The 17,853-nt window shown below is 57.3% G+C and carries 18 protein-coding genes; 12 read left to right on the forward strand and 6 right to left on the reverse strand.

What is annotated here, in order from left to right; all coding sequences use genetic code 11:
- The first annotated feature begins 121 nt into the window (after positions 1–121).
- From ACGK9W_RS18330 to ACGK9W_RS18380, 11 genes are all read left to right on the forward strand, one after another.
- Positions 122–1,186: a TRAP transporter substrate-binding protein gene (locus tag ACGK9W_RS18330; protein ID WP_136630709.1), complete on the forward strand. Its 1,065-nt coding sequence runs from the start codon at positions 122–124 to the stop codon at positions 1,184–1,186.
- Positions 1,187–1,327: 141 nt separating this feature from the next.
- Complete coding sequence (gene potA, locus ACGK9W_RS18335) at positions 1,328–2,443, forward strand: spermidine/putrescine ABC transporter ATP-binding protein PotA (protein ID WP_405418008.1); 1,116 nt, start codon at positions 1,328–1,330, stop codon at positions 2,441–2,443.
- On the forward strand, positions 2,436–3,293 hold the full coding sequence (gene potB, locus ACGK9W_RS18340) for a spermidine/putrescine ABC transporter permease PotB (RefSeq protein ID WP_209399189.1): 858 nt from the start codon (positions 2,436–2,438) through the stop codon (positions 3,291–3,293). Before potA ends, potB begins: the two co-directional genes overlap by 8 nt.
- The gene (gene potC, locus ACGK9W_RS18345; RefSeq protein ID WP_064229149.1) at positions 3,293–4,063 is read left to right on the forward strand and encodes a spermidine/putrescine ABC transporter permease PotC; all 771 of its coding nucleotides are present in this window, start codon (positions 3,293–3,295) and stop codon (positions 4,061–4,063) included. The genes potB and potC overlap by 1 nt, the downstream gene beginning before the upstream one ends.
- Positions 4,060–5,100: an extracellular solute-binding protein gene (locus ACGK9W_RS18350; protein WP_273093718.1), complete on the forward strand. Its 1,041-nt coding sequence runs from the start codon at positions 4,060–4,062 to the stop codon at positions 5,098–5,100. Before potC ends, ACGK9W_RS18350 begins: the two co-directional genes overlap by 4 nt.
- A 156-nt stretch (positions 5,101–5,256) precedes the next feature.
- The gene (locus ACGK9W_RS18355; protein WP_370686230.1) at positions 5,257–6,336 is read left to right on the forward strand and encodes an extracellular solute-binding protein; all 1,080 of its coding nucleotides are present in this window, start codon (positions 5,257–5,259) and stop codon (positions 6,334–6,336) included.
- 5 nt (positions 6,337–6,341) lie between these two features.
- Complete coding sequence (locus tag ACGK9W_RS18360) at positions 6,342–7,436, forward strand: ABC transporter ATP-binding protein (protein ID WP_405418011.1); 1,095 nt, start codon at positions 6,342–6,344, stop codon at positions 7,434–7,436.
- Entirely contained in the window at positions 7,433–8,293 is an 861-nt protein-coding gene (locus tag ACGK9W_RS18365; protein ID WP_174805025.1) for an ABC transporter permease, read from the forward strand. The genes ACGK9W_RS18360 and ACGK9W_RS18365 overlap by 4 nt, the downstream gene beginning before the upstream one ends.
- Positions 8,294–8,303: 10 nt before the next feature.
- The gene (locus tag ACGK9W_RS18370) at positions 8,304–9,155 is read left to right on the forward strand and encodes an ABC transporter permease (RefSeq protein ID WP_405418015.1); all 852 of its coding nucleotides are present in this window, start codon (positions 8,304–8,306) and stop codon (positions 9,153–9,155) included.
- A gap of 63 nt (positions 9,156–9,218) precedes the next feature.
- Complete coding sequence (locus ACGK9W_RS18375; protein ID WP_069182706.1) at positions 9,219–9,554, forward strand: antibiotic biosynthesis monooxygenase; 336 nt, start codon at positions 9,219–9,221, stop codon at positions 9,552–9,554.
- A 96-nt stretch (positions 9,555–9,650) separates the two neighbouring features.
- The gene (locus ACGK9W_RS18380; protein WP_405418018.1) at positions 9,651–11,912 is read left to right on the forward strand and encodes a diguanylate cyclase; all 2,262 of its coding nucleotides are present in this window, start codon (positions 9,651–9,653) and stop codon (positions 11,910–11,912) included.
- Positions 11,913–11,916: 4 nt separating this feature from the next.
- On the opposite strand, the gene ACGK9W_RS18385 is transcribed toward ACGK9W_RS18380, so the two are convergent.
- The 5 genes from ACGK9W_RS18385 to ACGK9W_RS18405 all read right to left on the reverse strand — a co-directional run bounded on the left by ACGK9W_RS18385 (position 11,917) and on the right by ACGK9W_RS18405 (position 16,126).
- Positions 11,917–12,357: a universal stress protein gene (locus tag ACGK9W_RS18385; RefSeq protein WP_405418021.1), complete on the reverse strand. Its 441-nt coding sequence runs from the start codon at positions 12,355–12,357 to the stop codon at positions 11,917–11,919.
- A 38-nt stretch (positions 12,358–12,395) separates the two neighbouring features.
- Positions 12,396–13,679, reverse strand: a complete 1,284-nt coding sequence (locus tag ACGK9W_RS18390; RefSeq protein WP_069182709.1) for a TRAP transporter large permease — start codon at positions 13,677–13,679, stop codon at positions 12,396–12,398.
- Positions 13,680–13,714: 35 nt separating this feature from the next.
- Entirely contained in the window at positions 13,715–14,308 is a 594-nt protein-coding gene (locus tag ACGK9W_RS18395; protein ID WP_069182710.1) for a TRAP transporter small permease, read from the reverse strand.
- A gap of 108 nt (positions 14,309–14,416) precedes the next feature.
- Positions 14,417–15,445 carry a TRAP transporter substrate-binding protein DctP gene (gene dctP / locus ACGK9W_RS18400; protein ID WP_136630718.1) on the reverse strand — a complete coding sequence of 343 codons (1,029 nt, stop codon included), beginning with the start codon at positions 15,443–15,445 and terminating at the stop codon, positions 14,417–14,419.
- A 141-nt stretch (positions 15,446–15,586) separates the two neighbouring features.
- Positions 15,587–16,126, reverse strand: a complete 540-nt coding sequence (locus tag ACGK9W_RS18405) for a YqiA/YcfP family alpha/beta fold hydrolase (RefSeq protein ID WP_136630719.1) — start codon at positions 16,124–16,126, stop codon at positions 15,587–15,589.
- Positions 16,127–16,267: 141 nt separating this feature from the next.
- On the opposite strand from ACGK9W_RS18405, the gene ACGK9W_RS18410 reads away from it, so the two are divergent.
- Positions 16,268–16,819, forward strand: coding sequence for a glutathione peroxidase (locus tag ACGK9W_RS18410; RefSeq protein ID WP_405418027.1), 552 nt, complete (start codon positions 16,268–16,270; stop codon positions 16,817–16,819).
- On the opposite strand, the gene ACGK9W_RS18415 is transcribed toward ACGK9W_RS18410, so the two are convergent.
- Positions 16,816–17,823: an LLM class flavin-dependent oxidoreductase gene (locus ACGK9W_RS18415; protein ID WP_136630720.1), complete on the reverse strand. Its 1,008-nt coding sequence runs from the start codon at positions 17,821–17,823 to the stop codon at positions 16,816–16,818. The two genes, ACGK9W_RS18410 and ACGK9W_RS18415, sit on opposite strands and share 4 nt — an antisense overlap.
- Positions 17,824–17,853: the final 30 nt, after the last annotated feature.

A 17,853-nucleotide genomic window follows, 5' to 3' on the forward strand; every position in this document is an offset into this window, starting at 1 on the left:
GTATTCAACATAGCCAATAAACGCCCGGATGAACAGATTTTGGCCTTTTTTAAACTCTCAGGTTACTATCTCCGAGGCATCAAAAATCACAACATAACAATGAAATAGAGGTTCAACGACAATGACCCACCTGCTGAAAGCAACGGTAGCGTCGGCGCTGCTTCTCGCAAGCAGCATCGGCCTCGCCGAGGAAAACTATACTCTGCGCCTTGCGCAAACCTGGGGGCCCAACTCTCCGGTACTGGGAGAGACAGTTCAGCATATGGCGGACATGGCAGAAACCATGTCGGACGGCCGTTTGCAGATCCGCATAGATCCGTCCAACAAGCACAAGGCGCCGTTCGGCATCTTTGATCTGGTGCGCAATGGCCAGTACGACATGGGTCACACCGCGTCCTACTACTACAAGGGCACCATCCCGAACGCCATGTACTTCACCACCATCCCATTCGGGCTGATTGCGCCTGAAATGTACGCCTGGTTCTACCACGGCGAGGGCATGGAACTGATGCAGAAGGTCTACGAGCCGTACGGCATGCTGTCTTTCCCGGGCGGTAATACCGGTAACCAGATGGGTGGCTGGTTCCGCGAGGAAATCAACTCGCTGGAAGACCTGAAGGGGCTGAAGATGCGTACTCCGGGCTTTGCTGGCGAAGTGATGTCCGAGCTGGGGGTTGCCGTGACCAACCTGCCGCCGGGTGAACTCTATACCGCACTTGAGCGTGGCACCGTGGATGCCGTTGAATGGGTCGGTCCTGCCCTGGATTTCCAGATGGGCTTCCATCAGATCGCCAAGTACTACTATTCGGGTTGGCAGGAGCCGGGCGCGGAAGTCCAGTTCCTGATCAACAAGAAGACCTGGGAAGAGCTGCCAAAGGATCTTCAGGAGATCCTGCGGGTCGCCATGCGCACCGCAGCCTATGACATGTACATCCAGAGCACCCACCAGAGTGGCGTAGCCTGGGATCGCATGAAGGAAGACTACCCGGATGTCACCCACAAGGTGTTCCCGCCGGAAGTCATTGATGCCCTGCGCAGCACCACCAACCGGCTGCTGGCCGAGGCGGCAGAGAACGATCCGCTGGCGAAGGAAATCATCGAGTCCCAGCGCGACTACCTTAAGCAGGTTCGTCAGTGGACCAACATTTCGGACAAGGCCTACCTGAACAGTGTGGCTGAGGACTGAAGCCTGATAATACCTGAGAGCCCGTCAAAGGCTTGAGGGCTTTGTCAGTCAAAGGGGCGCCGGGGCTGTAATACCCCGGCGCCCCTTTTTGTTTGCGTCGGTTTCTGGAAAAATAGGCCGCTCATTCTTTGGGCAGCGCCGATGAAACAGACACTGCTATCCCTGAGCAATCTTTCCAAGCAATTCGGTGGCAAAACGGTGCTCGACGGTCTGGATCTCGAGATCTACGACGGCGAGTTTATTACCCTGCTGGGACCTTCCGGGTGCGGCAAAACCACGCTGCTGCGCCTGATGGCAGGTTTCGAGCACCCTGACGAGGGCAGCATCACCCTGGCCGGCGAAGATCTAACCCATACCGCCCCGGAAAACCGTCCGCTCAATACCGTATTCCAGCATTATGCGCTGTTTCCCCACATGTCGGTGTTCGACAACGTGGCCTATGGCCTGAAGATGGAAAAGCGCCCGAAGGACGAGATTCGCCAGCGAGTCGATGAAGCGCTGGCCATGGTCCAGTTGCAGGATTTTGCCCGTCGCAAGCCGCATCAGCTGTCCGGCGGCCAGCAGCAACGGGTTGCCATCGCCCGGGCGGTGGTCAAGCGGCCGAGACTGCTACTGCTGGATGAACCGCTCTCGGCCCTGGATTACAAGCTTCGCCGTACCATGCAGGTGGAGCTTAAGCGCCTGCAGCGGGAGCTGGGTATAACCTTCGTGTTCGTGACCCACGATCAGGAAGAGGCCCTATCCATGTCGGATCGGGTGGTGGTTCTCAAGGATGGACTGGTGCAGCAGCTCGGCACTCCACGGGAGGTCTACGAGCGACCGGCCAACCTCTTTACCGCGCGGTTTGTAGGGGAAACCAATTTTTTCCCTGGCACGGTCGAGTCGGTCCAGGACGGCTCCATTACTGTGGATGTCTTTGGTCTCAAACGAACCCTGCGTCGACCGGACTTTTCGGTACTCGAAGGCCAACCCTTGAGCGTGCTGCTGCGGCCTGAAGACATCCGGGTGCTGGATCCTGCCGATGAGCAGGGTGTCGCGGGCAAAATTGTTGAGCGCAACTACAAAGGCAGCACCCTGGATTCTGTCATTCATCTGGACGATGGCACCGAGGTGTTGGCCAGCGAATTCTTCGATGAGGACGATCCCGCATTCGACTACCGCCTGGGCGAGCCGGTCAAGGTCAGTTGGGTGGATGGCTGGGAATGGCTGCTGCCCGGCGAAACCGCAACCGAAGAGGAACTTGCGGCCGATGCATAGCGTTATGCAGCAGCCGTTCAAAACCGCCGTCCTGATCCTGGTCTGGGGTTGGCTCCTGTTTCTGGTGTTGGCGCCGAATCTCCTGGTGGTTGGCGCCAGTGTCATGACCCGGGACCCGGTCTCTTTTCTGTCCCTGCCCCTGAATCTGGATGCCTATCGCCAGCTGTTTGACCCGCTGTATCTGGAGGTTTTTCTCCACTCCCTGTACATGGCGGCGATGACCACCCTGGTGTGCCTGCTGATTGGTTACCCGTTTGCGTGGGCCTTGTCCAAAGTGGGCAAGCAGCGACAACTGATCCTGATCTTCCTGCTGATCGTGCCCTTCTGGACCAATTCCCTGGTGCGCACCTACGCCCTGAAGCTGATCCTGGCTACCAACGGTCTGCTGAACAGCGCCCTGATGTCGATCGGGCTGATTGATGAGCCCCTGCAGCTCCTCTATACCGAGGGCGCGGTGATCATCGGGCTGGTGTATCTGCTGCTGCCGTTTATGATCCTGCCGCTGTATTCGGTGTTCGAAGACCTGAAGCAGGAGTTGCTGCTGGCCTCCCACGATCTGGGCGCGGGTCGGCTGTCCACCTTTATCCATGTGATTGTGCCGCTCACCCTGCCGGGGGTTCTGGCCGGCGTGATGCTGGTCCTGCTGCCCGCCATGGGGCTTTTCTTCGTGCCGGATATTCTTGGCGGTTCGCGCAATCTGCTGGTGGGTAACGTGATCAAGAACCAGTTCCTCGATGCCCGCAACTGGCCCTTCGGGGCGGCGGCCAGCATTGTACTGACCCTGACCATGGCGTTCCTCATGTTCGCCCATCGCCTGAGTAAACGGCGAATTGGCGAGGAGGGTGCCTGATGACACGATGGTTGCCCCGCACCTATCTGACCCTCGTCTACATTTTGCTCTACGTGCCCATCGTGGTGCTGGTGGTGTTCTCGTTCAATGAATCCCGTACCGGTTATGCCTGGGGCGGGCTCAGCCTTCGCTGGTACGAGGCGCTTTTCAATAACCGGGCCATGGTCAATGCCATGTGGAATTCCCTCTGGCTGGCGCTGTCTGCCGCCACCGTGTCCACAGTAATCGGCGCCCTGACAGCCCTGGCCCTGCATCGTTATCGGTTCCGGGGCAAAAAGCTGCTCAACGGCATGCTGTTTGTGGTGATGATGTCACCGGAGATTGTCCTGGCGATTTCATTGCTGGCCCTATTCCTGCTGGTAGGGCTGCAGCTGGGTTACGTTTCCCTGCTGCTGGCCCACGTCACCTTCTGTCTGCCGTTTGTGGTGATCACGGTCATGGCCCGGTTGAGCGGTTTCGACGAGAGCCTGCCCGAGGCAGCCCGAGATCTGGGCGCTTCTGATTTCACGATGACCCGCACCGTGCTGATCCCGGTGATCATGCCGGCGTTACTGGCAGGCTGGCTGCTAGGGTTTACACTGTCTCTCGATGATGTGGTGGTCAGTACGTTTGTGAGTGGCCCGAGCTATGAAATTCTGCCCCTTCGCATCTACTCCATGGTGCGTGTGGGCCTGAAACCCGAGGTGAATGCCCTGGGCACACTGTTGCTGGTGTTTTCACTGGTTATGCTGATGTTGTCTCAATGGATTCTGATAAGGAGCAAACGATGAAGAAACTGGCACTGGCCGGCTTGCTGGCAGTGGGATTGACGGGGTGCAGTTCCGAGGAGCCCCAGGTTCTCAACCTCTATAACTGGTCTGAATACATGCCTCAGGAAGTCCTCGACCGTTTTACCGAGGAAACGGGGATTCAGGTGGTCTACACGACCTACGACAGTAACGAGGCCATGTATGCCCGTCTGAAGCTGCTGGATGACAGCGCAGCCTATGACCTGGCGGTGCCGTCTACCTACTACGTCAGCAAGATGCGCCAGGAAGACCTGCTGATGCCGATCGATCGCAGCAAGATCGAAGGGTTTGATAATCTTGATCCCGAGCTGGTGAACCTGGATATCGATCCGGAGAACAAATTCTCCGTGCCCTACCTCTGGGGTACCACAGGGCTGGCCGTGGACACCGCAGACATCGAAGGCGGGCCTGTTACTGCCTGGGGAGACCTGTGGGAAGATCGCTTCGATGGCCGGGTGATGCTCACCAACGACATGCGGGAAGTTTTCCACGTTGGCCTGCGGGTGCTGGGCTATTCCGGCAACAGCACCAATCCGGACGAGATCGAGGCAGCCTATGAAAAGCTTGCCGAGCTGATGCCTTCGGTTCGCACCTTCAACTCCGATGCGCCCCGCATGCCCTACCTGGAAGGCGAGACCGATGTTGGCATGATCTGGAACGGCGAGGCCGTGATGGGCAAGGACACCATGGAGTCGCTCGAATATGTCTATCCGGAAGAGGGTATCATTGCCTGGCTGGACAGCTTCGTTATTCCGAAAAACGCCAAGAATCCGGAAGCGGCCCATCAGTTCATCAGTTTCGTGCTGCAACCTGAAATCTCTGCGCTTATCAGTGAGGAAATCGGTTACGCCACACCAAACCTGGCGGCGCGGGATCTGTTGCCGGACGAGGTTGCGAATAACCGTGCGAGCTATCCGAACGCCACCGATATGATCAATGCCGAGTTCCAGACCGATATCGGCGACGATGCCCTGCAGGTGTATGCCAAGTACTGGGAAATGTTGAAGTCCGGTCGCTAAGGGCGCGGATACGCCATGGAACCACAAAAAACGGAGGCTACGGCCTCCGTTTTTTGTATCGGGTTTCACAAAACTGCAATACATGGTCTATAACTTCCTGATAACAAATGGTTAGCAAACTTCTGAACTTGCCATCAGTAAGGACACGTTATGATCATGCCCTCTCGCTCGACACGGAACCGTGCTTTTTTGCTGTCTGCAGCCCTTGCCACCACAGGTTTTTCTGGCAGTACCCTGGCTGAAGAGCTGCGCCTGATTACCTGGGGTGGCTACGCCCCGGATGATGTGGTCGCCCAGTTTGAGGAGGAGACCGGCATTGATGTGAAGGTGACTCTCTCCAACAACGAAGACATGATTTCCAAGCTCCGTGCCACGGGCGGTGCCGGGTTTGACCTGGCCCAGCCGAGCCAGGACCGGATTGTTGGTGTGCAGCGCCAGTTCAATATCTACAAGCCGATCGATTTCAGTCGCGTAAACACCGATCAGTTGCAGCCGTCCATGGTCAAGGCGACCCAGGATTCCACCGAACTGGATGGCCAGTTTTATGGAGTGCCCTCGGTGTGGGGAACCAGTGGTCTGATCGTGCACAGCTCGGTAGCGGATACCGTGTCTGACTATACCGACCTGTGTGATCCTGCTGTCGAAGGACAGGTCAGCTACCGCCTCAAGCGACCCACACTGATCGGTTTTGCCTTTGCGATGGGTTTGGATCCGTTCGCAGCCTACGATGACCGGGACCAGTACGAGTCGATCATGGCAAAGGTTGAGGACAAACTGATCGACTGCAAAAGCAATGTGAAAACCTACTGGACCGGTGGCGACCAGTTGCTGGCCCTGCTGCGTACCGGTGAAGTGAAAGCGGCCATGGCCTGGGATGCCGGCGGCTGGAAGCTCAATGCCGAGAACCCGGACATCCGGTTTGTGGCCCCCGAATCCGGTGCCCTGGGCTGGATCGATACCTTCGCGATTCCTCGCCGAAGCGAGAACGAAGAAGCCGCCTACAAGTGGATCAATTTCGTGATGCAGCCGGAGATTGCGGCCCGTATTACCAATGCGTCAGGCAACTTCACCGCCTCAAAAGGTGCGGATGAGTTTGTCAAAGCTGATCTGAGGGACGCTTATCGCGAAAGCTTTGATGAAGCCGCCATCAACAATATCAAGTGGTATCCGCCGGTTCCCCCGGGACTGGAAACCATGGAAGGCCAGGTGCTGGATCGAGTCCAGGCCGCGAACTGATCCCTATGGGAATGGATTCGGATCTGTTCTGTGAGGGACTGGTCCGCCGCTTTGGCAGCAATGCCGCGGTGGACCATGTGTCCCTGGACGTGCCTGCGGGCACGTTTTTCTCCATTCTTGGCCCCTCCGGTTGCGGCAAAACCACTCTCCTGCGACTGCTGGCCGGTTTTGACAAGCCCGATGCAGGTGACATCCACATCCGTGGCCAGCGCATGAACGATGTGCCACCAAACCGGCGGCCCGTGAACATGGTGTTCCAGCATCTGGCCCTGTTCCCCACCATGACCGTGGGCGACAACATCGGTTACGGGCTCAAGCGCCGGAAGATGCCACTGGCAGAACGTCGAAAGCGCATTGCCCGGGTGCTGGAGCAGGTTGGCCTGCCGGATCTTGAGCACCGAAATCCACAGGAGCTATCCGGCGGACAACGACAGCGGGTGGCGCTGGCGCGCTGCCTGGTACTGGAGCCCACGCTTCTGCTGCTGGACGAACCCCTCGGCGCCCTCGATCTGAAACTCCGTGAGCAGATGAAGGTGGAGCTCAAGCACCTGCAGAAGCAGTTCGGCACCACCTTCGTGTACATCACCCACGACCAGTCGGAAGCCATGGTGATGTCGGATCAGGTGGCCGTCATGCGGGACGGGCGGTTTGATCAGGTGGCGCCACCGGAGGAACTTTACCGGGAACCGGCCACACCCTTCGTAGCCGGGTTCGTCGGCGATAACAATCGCCTGTCCGGTGAGCTGGTAGCGGTGCGGGATAATCTGGCAGACATCCGTCTGGATGACGGTGTTCTGGTTCAGGGACGGGTGGCATCGGACAACCTCAGAACCGGCCATCGGGCCGAACTGTATATCCGGCCCGAATCTCTGGTGCTGTCCGGAGATGCACTCGATTCCGGTTACTCCTCGATGCAGGCGAAGGTTCGCGCCACCCTTTTCGATGGCGCCAACAGCCGGGTCGAGGCGGAGAGCTGTGGCCAGCCAGTGTACGCCCGCTTGCCCCAGGATGGATCAGCACCGAGGCTGTCTGCCGACAGTTCCATTCGACTGGCATGGAATCCGGCCCTGGCCAGGGTCTTTGGAGCCGACAGTCCGTGAAGTCATCGGTCAGTCGCTTATCCCTCTGGTTGCTGCTTACCCCGTTCCTGCTCTGGATTGTGTTGCTGGTGTTGTTGCCCCACCTCCAGATGTTGCGGGTGTCGTTCCAGGTGCGGGAAAGCTGGGACACCATTGCCTGGGGCATTGAGCAGTATCAGAACTTCTTTACCGAGTCCTATTACTGGCGAACGTTCGTGCGTACCGGGGTGATGTCGTTGTTCACTACCTTTTTGACGCTGATCATCGCCTTCCCCATTGCCTGGTACATAGCCCGTCTTGCGAGGGGGCGCTCCAAGGGCATTCTGTTTCTGGCCTGCCTGATTCCGTTCTGGGCGAGTGAGTTGGTACGTACTTACGGCTGGATGATCCTGCTGCGTGAAAGTGGCCTGTTCAGTTCCTGGCTACAGGCCCTGGGCTGGGTGGATGGTCCGGTGGAAATGCTCTATAACGACGTGGCGGTCATTATCGGTCTGGTCTACAACGGGCTTCTGTTCATGGTGGTGCCACTGGTAACCACCCTCGATGGCATGGATGAGAACCTGGTGGAAGCCGGCTACGACCTGGGTGGCGGCCACGGTACCGTATTGCGCGAAATCGTTGTGCCCTGGGCCATGCCCGGCATTGTTTCCGGCTGCATCGTCGTGTTCATGCTTACCCTGGGTAGCTATCTGACCCCGGTGCTCATGGGCGGGAAGGACAGCGCCTGGTTTACCGAGCAGATCTTTACCCAGTTCATTACCCGCTTTAACTGGGAGCAGGGCGCCGCACTGGGTGTGCTGCTGCTGGTACTCTCCTCGGTCATCGTCTGGCTCGGGCTGAAAATCTCCGGCCAGTCGTTGCGCAAGGTGATGGGATGAGGGTGAAGCCATGATCCGTTCCGTCCCCCGGTCCCGTCTGTTCGATTGCCTCTACCTGGCGTACCTGGTGGCGTTTTTCGTTTACCTCGCACTGCCGCTGCTGGTTACAGCCGTGTTTGCCTTCAATGACGCGCCGTTTCCGTCGCTCCCATGGAAAGGCTTCACTCTGGACTGGTATTTCGCCGATGGCAGCGACGGCCGCACCGGACTCTTCCACGACGATGGGCTTCTTACAGCGCTCTGGGTCAGTGCCAAAATTGCTTTCTGGGTAACGCTGGTGAGCGTTGCCCTGGGGTGTGTTAACGCCGTGTTGTTCGAACGGGTACAGTTCCGGGGCAAGGAGTTCCTGTACCTGCTCATGCTGCTGCCTTTAGTGATTCCCGGTGTCATTCTGGGGGTGTCCATACTGGTGTTTTACAGCGGCATGGCCAATGATATGTCGGCCGCCTGGGGCATCGAACTGGACCTGTTCCGGCCCGGTATGACGCTGGTGGTAATGGGGCAGGTGACCTTCATCGCGACTCTGAGTACGTTGGTGATCGCTGCCCGTCTTCGCAAGTTTGATCCCCAGCTGGAAGAGGCCGCCCTTAACCTGGGCGCCACGCCCCTGGTGGCCTGGTTTACCGTTACCCTGCCATGGCTGTTGCCATCCATTTTCGGAGCGGCCGCAATGGCCTTCCTGATGTCATTTGAAAACTTCAATACCACCGTTATGCTGACAGGTAGCGATACACCGTTGACGGTGGCCCTCTTCAATCGCCTTCGGGAAGGGTCGACGCCCGTGCTCAATGCGGTGGCACTGTTGCTGATGGTGGGCTCTGCGCTCCTGGCCTTGCTGGTGATGGGCCGCTCCTCACGTTAACGGTGTTCGCCGCCATCATGGGATAACGCGACCCGATTGAGCCGGCAGTCACCGGGAGGTCTCATGAAGTTTATTTTCGAAGTGCATATCCGGGAAGGCCATACTGCCGAGGAATATGCGGATGCCTGGGTAAGAGCGAGCGAAATTATCCAGCAGGCTCCGGGGGCCCGCGGCACCGAGCTGCACCGCAAGATTGGCGACCCCAATACGCTGATTGCGATTGCTTCCTGGGAGAGCAAGGAACAGCGGGATGCCATGGAAGGGCAGCATAACCCCGAGGTGGCCGCGATCATCCGCAGCGCTGCGCCTTTCGTGGATATCAAGCCCATCGGTGAGTTTGAAGACCCGGAATGGGTAGTGGAGCCGCCTCGATCATCGCATGGTCACGAATCGCCTTGAGCGCACCGGTCGTATGCCCCGAAAGAGTGCTCCGAATTTGCGGGGACTGGACTATAATCAGATCTGATCGCCCCACAACTCAGGTTTGCGTTCCTGATGCCACAGATTAGCCTGCTACGTCTGGTTACCGCGTTGGTTCTGGCCTTGATACTGCCTGCACTTACCTATGGAGCGTCTCAGCCGGTAGCCGAAGGTTGGGAGTATCGCTGGGGTGACTCTCCCTTTACCGAGGACGGTGTTCCGGAGTGGGTGGTGCAGGATGCACCCGAAAAATGGCAAAGCATTGGTTTTCCCTCCAATCCACCCGGCCGTGAAGGGCGTGAGAATGTCTGGTTCCGGGTCACCCTGCCAACCGGCGAGTGGCAGGAGCCCGTCCTTTACATCTTCAGTGTCGATCTGATCGTCCAGGTCTGGATTGAGGGTGAAAAAATCTACCAGTATGGCGAGTTTGATGACCAGGGCCGGGGCCGGTTTGAGGGCTGGCCGTGGCATGAAATCGTGCTGCCCGAGGGCTATGAAGGCAAGCCGGTGTATTTCCGGATTTTCTCCAATTACACGGATATCGGGCTGTGGGGCGAAGTCTCCATCATGGATCATCCGGATCTGGTTCTCTACATTCTCAAGAATTCCCTCGAAGCACTGGTCATTGCGGGTTTCGCCACCTTGATTGCGTTGTTGGCGATCATCTTTGCGCTGTTGCAGGCGGAAAAGAAAACCTTTGCGACTATCTCTCTATTCACTCTCTCATCTGCCCTGATGCTGGTTTCTGAGAGCCAGGCCAGTCTACTGATTGCTTACCAGCCGTTGATGTGGGATTACCTGGCTGCCGGCTCCTATTACATGCTGCCGGTGGCACTGGCACTGCTGCTGGAGCAATGGCTGACCAATCATCGCCCCTGGGTGATAAATCTGATCTGGAAAGTTCATCTTGTTTACCTGGTGGGTGCATTGCTGGGCGCGCTAGCGGGCGTGTTTGATCTCTCGTCTACGTTCCCGCCATTTGATGCCATGTTTCTCGTTTCTCTGGTTATTATTTTTGCCGTCGTGCTTCGTCGTATCGGTAAAATGTTGCGCGAGCAACAGGTACTGCTTTTAGCCTTCGGCTTTTTCTGCGCGTTGCTGATTGTGGATATGGCAGTGGCCCATGGTGTGCTTCCCTGGGGCCGAGTCCCGGTCAGTTGGGGAATGCTCCTCTTCTCTCTGGCGGTGGTGATTATTTCACTGTGGCATTACGCAGGCACCCAGGAGGCGTTGAAGCGGCTGAACGTGTCACTGGAAGAAAAGGTTGCCGAACGTACCGCCAAGGCGGAGGCTCTGGCCCGGCGCGAGCAGGCGCGGGTCCGGATGCTGACCTTTGAAAATGAGAAAAACCGGATTCTGGGCGACGTGATTACCGAGCTGCAGGACTGTCTGGGCCTGAAGCAGGCGTTCGGGTTGCTTGTCCGGGCGCTCCCGGATATTTGCAGCCCGCTTAAAGGCGCCTTTTATCAGCGGGGCTCGGGAGAGCGGTATGATCGGGTTGCCGTCTGGGGATTCAGTCGCCCGGTTCCGCTTCCGGTGATTCTGGATGCCCGCAAAGGCCTCCCGGAGCCCTCCAGGCTGCCGCAACTGAAACAGTGGCAGGGCGCCGATGGGGAGGGGAGAGAGGCCGAGAGCGATACCTTGTGTTTCTGGGTAAATGTGGAGTCGGCCAGTGCCGGCAATGTGACTGAAGGTGTGCTTCTGCTCGAGGGCGATGGCGTTTTCGGAAAGGCAGAGAGCGAGTATGGTTCGGCACGTCTGCTTACGGCGCTGGATCAGGCCATCCAGAGAATCGGTATCACCCTCTCAAGCATTGCCCTGCGGGAAGAGTTGCAGAAGTTTTCCTACGAGGATGCACTCACCGGTCTGAAAAACCGCCGCTACTTTGATCAGCTTTTCGAACATGAAAGCGCCGTCGCGCAGCGTAACGATTTGTCGCTATCCCTGTTGATTGTCGACATCGATCACTTCAAACGGTTCAACGATACCCACGGCCACGAAGCGGGAGACGATGCCCTGAAGATCGTCGCTGGCATTCTTCAAAAGCAGTTCCGGGAGAGTGACATTGTTTGCCGGTACGGTGGTGAAGAGTTTGTGGTGGTCATGCCGGGAGCAACCTCCGACGCCGCCAGGGACAAAGCGAACCAGCTGTGTGAAGCTGTTCGCAAAGTAGCTATTATCCATCGGGAGCAGGATCTTGGGGCACTGACGGTTTCGGTGGGTGTTGCCAACTGGCCCGACGATGCTGAAAAGCCATTTCAAATTCTGACCCTGGCCGACAAGGCGCTGTATCGCGCCAAGGAAGCCGGCCGCAACCGGGTCGAAATCTCGGTTTAGACGGTTACACCACCAGAACCGGGCATTTGGCGTGGGATGCAACCCGGTGGGAAACGCTGCCAAGGAACATGCCATCCTTGTCGCTGTGCGTTCCTTTGGTGCCCACGACGATCAGGTCTGCGCCCTTGTCTTTGGCAAAATCGATGATAACTTTTGACGGCCTGCCCGCCTTCACAAAGCCCCGAACGTGGGTGGCGCCACGCTCCTTGGCAAGTTCCTTTGCGTGATTGACGACTTCCTTGGCGTATTCCGACAGCACCTTGTCCGGAATATCCATGTCGTCCGGGCGTCCTATCGACAACGACGCCTCAAATAGGCTGTGGTGTTTGTAGACGCAAAGAAGAAAAATCTCTGCGTCGGTCAGCTTTTGCAGCTCGATGGCCTTGTTCAGAGCATCGAAGGAGGTCATCGAGCCATCGACTGCCACCAGAATCCGTTTGAACATCTTGCTCTCCTTTGTATTCACCCTTCAGGGCGATCAGATCACCTGAAGGCCAGGTCGCGCAGGAACAAAGCAATTTGCGGGAACGCAATCAATAACCCGGCAGCGGCTATCAGCATGATTACGAACGGCGGCGTGCCGCGAATAACCTCCAGATAGGGGCGCTTGAATATCGCGATGGCGGTAAAGATGTCACAGCCGAACGGCGGCGTTGCCGAGCCGATGGCTACCTGCAGGGTAATGAGCACGCCGACCAGTACCGGGTCGATGCCAGAGGCCTCGATGGCCGGTGCAAAGATTGGCGTCAAAACCAGGATCACCACAATCGGGTCAACGAACATGCAGGCAATAAAGAAGGCGATACAGATGGTAATCATCACGCCAATCGGGCCCATGTCACTGATTCCGACCGCGTCCAGAATAGCCTGGGGGATTTGGGCAAAGGAAATAATCCAGGAGAAGCCGGTGCCCACGGCTACCAGAATAAATACGACAGCGGTGATCAAGCCTGTGGACTTCGCGATTCGATAGATGTCAGCAAGCTTGAGTGATCGGAACACCACGAACTCAAGCAGGAAGGCGTAGAGTACGCAAACTGCTGCAGCCTCTGTCGGACTGAAGATACCTCCGTAAATGCCGCCTACGATAATGACCGGGAAGAACAGCGGCCACAAAGCCTCGCGCATGGCTACGGCTCTCTGGCTCCAGGTGGACTTCTCCTCGGTCGGAAGGTTGTTGACGCGAGCATAGATCAGGCAGTAGATCGAAAACATTATCAGAATCATCAAGCCTGGCCCGATACCGGCAATGAACAGCTCGGCAATGGAGGTCTCGGAAATAACCCCGTAGATAATGAAGCCGATGCTCGGGGGTATCAGAAACGCAATGTCACTGGAGTTGATAATCAGCGCGAGCGAGAACGGATCCGAATAGCCGGCCTTGAGCAGCTTGGGCCGCAATGGCGAGCCAACCGCCACAACCGTTGCCTGGGTAGAACCTGATACGGCACCGAAAAGGGTGCAGGAGGTGGCGGTACTGATTGCCAGCCCACCCTTAACGTGGCCAATGAAGGCCATAACCATATTGATCAGGCGGTCGGCAGACTGCCCGCGCGTCATGATGTCCGCCGCCAGGATAAACATCGGAACAGCAATCAGTGAGGCTGGCCGGATACCCCCCATCATCTGCTGGACGAAGGTGCCCATCTGGCCGAAGCCATCAAACATCATTACAAAGCCGACCACAGCGCCGGTGATCAGGGGAATCATCATCGGGAAGCCCAGCAGCAATAGCCCGATCATGATCAACATCATTATAGTTGCCATGATTTCTTATCCTTCCTTTATGTCAGCTGCAGGGTTCATACTTCTGATTCGGTATCCGCGTAACCGTCTACCACCCCGGTAGAGAGGTACACGTCCTTGCTGGTGAAGTTCTTGATGGCCGTGAGGAGGTACTGAATTCCCGTAATGGCAAAACCGATGGGCACCCAGATATAGATCCACCAGATTTCAAAACCCAGCGCAGGCAGAATGCGGCCTCGGCTGTACAGGGTCTGGATATATTCGAACGAGTGGTAGCAAAGGAAGAACATAACCACAGAGGTGAACAAAGCGATGATGATCATCAGCACTTTTCGCCCCTTGACCGGAATGGCGTCGTAAATTGCAGACATCCGAATATGCCTGCCATGGCGGGCCGCATAGCCGATGCCGGCAAAGGTGATCAGGATAATGAGAATCCGGTTGATTTCACCGGAGAAGAAAAGGCCTTCGCCGAACACATACCGCGCAATAACATTCACACAGGTATTGATGGCCATCAGGATGACGCCAACGGCCAGCATGAACGCCTCGACCTTGGCAATTATTTCATCGATGGTTCCAAGAAATCCGGGCAGGCCGGACTCGTAGATGCCGGTATCGTCTTCAAGATCCGGGGAATTCTCGGACATGGGGTCTGCTCCAGAGAATGTCGCTCCCGGCCGGTAGGAAGTCCCCGGCGGGGCGGGGTTAGTACAGCTACCCGCCGGCCGGAGCCGGCGGGAGTGGTTCCATCAGGTTCAGTTGTTCTGAACTTCTTCCAGGTCTTCCTTGAACTGGTTCAGCAGTTCTTTGCCGCTCTCGCCAGTCATTTCGATGAACTTCTCTTCAACCTGGGGCGCACGGGCCTTGAAGGCTTCGATCTGCTCATCGGTCAGACGGGTAACGGTGACCTCATCGCTGGCTTTCTGGATCTTGGCCAGGGCTTCATCGGCGAGACCGTCGATGTGCACGATGATCTCTTCAAAGGCATAGTCAGCGGCGTCTTGCACCAGTTTCTTGTCTGCATCAGACAGGCCGTTGTAGAAATCCTGGTTGGCCATCATGGCAGTGGTGAACCAGCCGTGCTTGGTGAAGACCAGGTTCGGGGACACTTCATAAAGACCGCCGGACTCGATCCAGAAGATCGGGTTTTCCTGCCCCTGGATCATGTTGGTCTGCAGCGCACCATAGACTTCACCCCAGGGCAGCGGGGTCGGTGTCGCGCCGAAGGCAGAATAGGTTTCTGACAGAAGCGGGTTAGTCATGACCCGGATCTTCTTGTTGTTAAAGTCCGCAGGTTCAGTGACCGGCTCGTCCACGGTCACAACCATTTCACCTTCCGGGTACATCTTCAGAAGCTCAAGGCCCTTCTCTGCGTAGAGCTCCGGGAAGTCTTCGTTGATGGCTTCACTCGTGCGGAAGAACTCGATAACCGTATCCATGTCGGTCGGCATCAGGTAAGGAATGAAGAAGATCTGGGCTTCAGGAATCAGGGAACCGGTAAAGCCGGGCGACTGGTTAACGAAGTTGAGGATGCCCGCCTGGGTCTGCTCCATGATGTCGTCGGACTCACCCAGCTCGCCAAAACGGTAAACCTGCAGGGTGTGGTCGGAATTTTCCTCAATGTATTCTTTGAACTTGTAGGCGAACACATCCTGTACGTCGCCCTCGTATTCCTCGTGCGCGTACCGCCAGTTTGCGGCGTTTACAGAATTCGCCATGGTCATCGCAGCGAACGCGAACGCTGAAATTCCGGCCAGTTTTTTGAACTTGCTCATGCTGCTCATCGGGTTTTCTCCGTTCGTTTTTTTGCTGAAATTTATTGTTACATTAATAAAGACTGGCAAAACAAAGAGGTTTTCGCAAGAAAATGGCCAAAACAATAAATTCCGAGGCGGTCGTTTTCGCGATTTCGCAAGTTCATGAAATCACGGCTGATTCACATCTGAAAGGCAGGTTTGGAGGAATCCGCGGAACTCGCTGACAACCCGATCGAGACTGTTTTCCAGCCTGTGGCCATCGGGCACAACCAGTATGGGAAGGCCCTGGTCCCGTGCCAGGTCTAGCACCGGCGCGACCGGTACCACGTCGTCCTCCCAGCCGTGGATGATCTGGCAGTGGCGGGCCCGGATGATCGGGCTGGACTGGGGGTACCTGGCCATGGCAAGGGCTGGCGCCAGGATAAAGCAGCCCCGAACCGGGGTGTCGGAGCTGGTTTGAGCGCACACCCAGCCGCCCATGCTGGATCCGGCCAGTATGGTGTTTGCCGGATTGGCGCCGCTCTGAGCCATGGCCGCCTGCATTTGTTTCAGGCGGGTAGAAGGATCCTTGGTACTCCTGTGATCAATCGCATGGGCCTTGATGTTCGGGAAGGTTTCGGCTTCGGCTTTCATGGCCTGGATTTTCGTGCTGCCCGGGCCGCTTTCCAGGCCGTGGGAGAGGAACACATGGATCGGGGTATCGGTCATGATGAAAATGGCTCCTGCTTTGAACACTGTTTACCCAGGATGATGAGCAGCCAAACCCTTTCTGTCCACTTTGCAGGCTGAGCCAGCCGTCCGATCGGCGCGTATAAAAAAATCAGCGAAGCGAACAGGGAAACGGGATCCATGAAACACCTTAAAAGCCTTCTGATGATGCCGGTATTGATTGCCAGCCTTGTGGGCGCGCCTGTGGCGCAAGCCGATAGCTGCCCGGCGTTTCTCGATCATGAAATGCGCAAACTGCACTCCTCCGACACCGTTAATCTCTGCGACCTGGCGGCCGGCAAGCCGATGCTGGTGGTCAATACCGCCAGCCGTTGCGGTTACACCGGCCAGTTTGAGGGGCTCGAGGCCCTGCACAAGCAATACGCGAAGGATGGGTTGGTGGTGGTCGGTTTTGCCAGCGACGATTTCCGGCAGGAGGCAGATTCGGAAGCCGAAGCAGCGACTGTCTGTTTCAAGAACTTCGGTGTGACCTTCACCATGATTGCCCCGGGTGCTGTTACCGGACCCGAGGCAAACCCTGTGTTCCAGGCCATTAACGAGCAGAGTCAGCCCCCGCGCTGGAATTTCACCAAGTATGTGATTGATCGATCAGGCACGGTGGTGGAGAGCTTTCCAAGCCGGGTGCGTCCCCAGGATCCGGAGCTGATCGATTCGGTGGAGTCTGTGCTCTAGGAGAGTGCCTGCGGGGCCTTTCTGGTTTGAGCAAGGATATCGAGCGCATGCCTGCGCTTCGCGGGATCGTAAATGTCCACGGTAAACATCAATTCATCGACCTCAATGCCTGAAAGGATCTGTTCAAGCTGGCGCTGGATGATGTTGGCATCGCCGAGCAGCTGGAGCCCGAGAAAATCCTTTACGCTGGCTTTTTCGCCGGCGTTCCACAATCCCTCCATGGTGTCCACGGGAGGCTTCATCCAGAGTGGCTGGCCCCGGAACAGCGCGAGAATACGCTGGTAGCTGGTTGTGGCCAGATGCTCGGCTTCCTGCACCGAGTCCGCCGGAATGGCCGGCAGTGCGAGCATGGCGTAGGGCTTTTCGAGCCGCTCCGAAGGTTGGAAGTTGTCGCGGTAGACTCGCAGGGCTTCCCGATACAGTCTGGGGGCAAAATGCCCGGCGAAGGCATAGGGCAAGCCTCGCATGGCGGCAAGCTGGGCACTGTAAAGACTTGAACCCAGCAGCCACAGAGGCACGTTGGTGCCGGCCCCCGGTATCGCCTTCACGGGCTGGCCAGGCTGCAGAGGGCCAAGCAGCGACTGAAGCCGTGCGACATCCTCCGGAAACTGTTCTGCCCCCAGGCCATCACGCCTGAGAGCCCGTGCGGTTACCGGGTCAGTGCCAGGTGCGCGGCCGAGTCCGAGATCAATCCGGCCCGGATACAGACTTTCCAGCGTTCCGAACTGCTCGGCGATCACCAATGGGGGATGGTTTGGGAGCATGACGCCGCCAGAACCGACCCGGATAGCTTCCGTCTTGCCCGCGATGTGCCCGATCAACACTGAAGTAGCGGAGCTGCTGATGCCCTCCATGTTGTGATGTTCGGCCAGCCAGAAGCGCTTGAAGCCGAGTTTCTCAGCCCGTTGGGCATAGGCCACACTGTTGGCAAGCGTGGTGCCGACCGAATCGCCTTCGCGGACGGAGGCCAGTTCGAGCAGTGAGTATTCAGGACAGTCAGGCATGGAGCTCCCGTTGCAGAAAAGTCATTCGCG

Origin of the sequence: Marinobacter flavimaris (assembly GCF_045057155.1) — a bacterium.
GTDB lineage: Bacteria > Pseudomonadota > Gammaproteobacteria > Pseudomonadales > Oleiphilaceae > Marinobacter > Marinobacter manganoxydans.

Bases quoted from the DNA above. Each gene is read 5' to 3' on its own strand.
- potA (WP_405418008.1), top strand. From the start codon at position 1,328: ATGAAACAGACACTGCTATCCCTGAGCAATCTTTCCAAGCAATTCGGT.
- ACGK9W_RS18385 (WP_405418021.1), bottom strand. From the start codon at position 12,357: ATGTTCAAACGGATTCTGGTGGCAGTCGATGGCTCGATGACCTCCTTC.
- ACGK9W_RS18330 (WP_136630709.1), top strand. From the start codon at position 122: ATGACCCACCTGCTGAAAGCAACGGTAGCGTCGGCGCTGCTTCTCGCA.
- ACGK9W_RS18355 (WP_370686230.1), top strand. From the start codon at position 5,257: ATGCCCTCTCGCTCGACACGGAACCGTGCTTTTTTGCTGTCTGCAGCC.
- ACGK9W_RS18360 (WP_405418011.1), top strand. From the start codon at position 6,342: ATGGGAATGGATTCGGATCTGTTCTGTGAGGGACTGGTCCGCCGCTTT.
- ACGK9W_RS18380 (WP_405418018.1), top strand. From the start codon at position 9,651: ATGCCACAGATTAGCCTGCTACGTCTGGTTACCGCGTTGGTTCTGGCC.
- ACGK9W_RS18410 (WP_405418027.1), top strand. From the start codon at position 16,268: ATGAAACACCTTAAAAGCCTTCTGATGATGCCGGTATTGATTGCCAGC.
- ACGK9W_RS18395 (WP_069182710.1), bottom strand. From the start codon at position 14,308: ATGTCCGAGAATTCCCCGGATCTTGAAGACGATACCGGCATCTACGAG.
- ACGK9W_RS18370 (WP_405418015.1), top strand. From the start codon at position 8,304: ATGATCCGTTCCGTCCCCCGGTCCCGTCTGTTCGATTGCCTCTACCTG.
- ACGK9W_RS18405 (WP_136630719.1), bottom strand. From the start codon at position 16,126: ATGACCGATACCCCGATCCATGTGTTCCTCTCCCACGGCCTGGAAAGC.
- potB (WP_209399189.1), top strand. From the start codon at position 2,436: ATGCATAGCGTTATGCAGCAGCCGTTCAAAACCGCCGTCCTGATCCTG.
- ACGK9W_RS18415 (WP_136630720.1), bottom strand. From the start codon at position 17,823: ATGCCTGACTGTCCTGAATACTCACTGCTCGAACTGGCCTCCGTCCGC.
- ACGK9W_RS18390 (WP_069182709.1), bottom strand. From the start codon at position 13,679: ATGGCAACTATAATGATGTTGATCATGATCGGGCTATTGCTGCTGGGC.
- dctP (WP_136630718.1), bottom strand. From the start codon at position 15,445: ATGAGCAGCATGAGCAAGTTCAAAAAACTGGCCGGAATTTCAGCGTTC.
- ACGK9W_RS18350 (WP_273093718.1), top strand. From the start codon at position 4,060: ATGAAGAAACTGGCACTGGCCGGCTTGCTGGCAGTGGGATTGACGGGG.
- ACGK9W_RS18375 (WP_069182706.1), top strand. From the start codon at position 9,219: ATGAAGTTTATTTTCGAAGTGCATATCCGGGAAGGCCATACTGCCGAG.
- potC (WP_064229149.1), top strand. From the start codon at position 3,293: ATGACACGATGGTTGCCCCGCACCTATCTGACCCTCGTCTACATTTTG.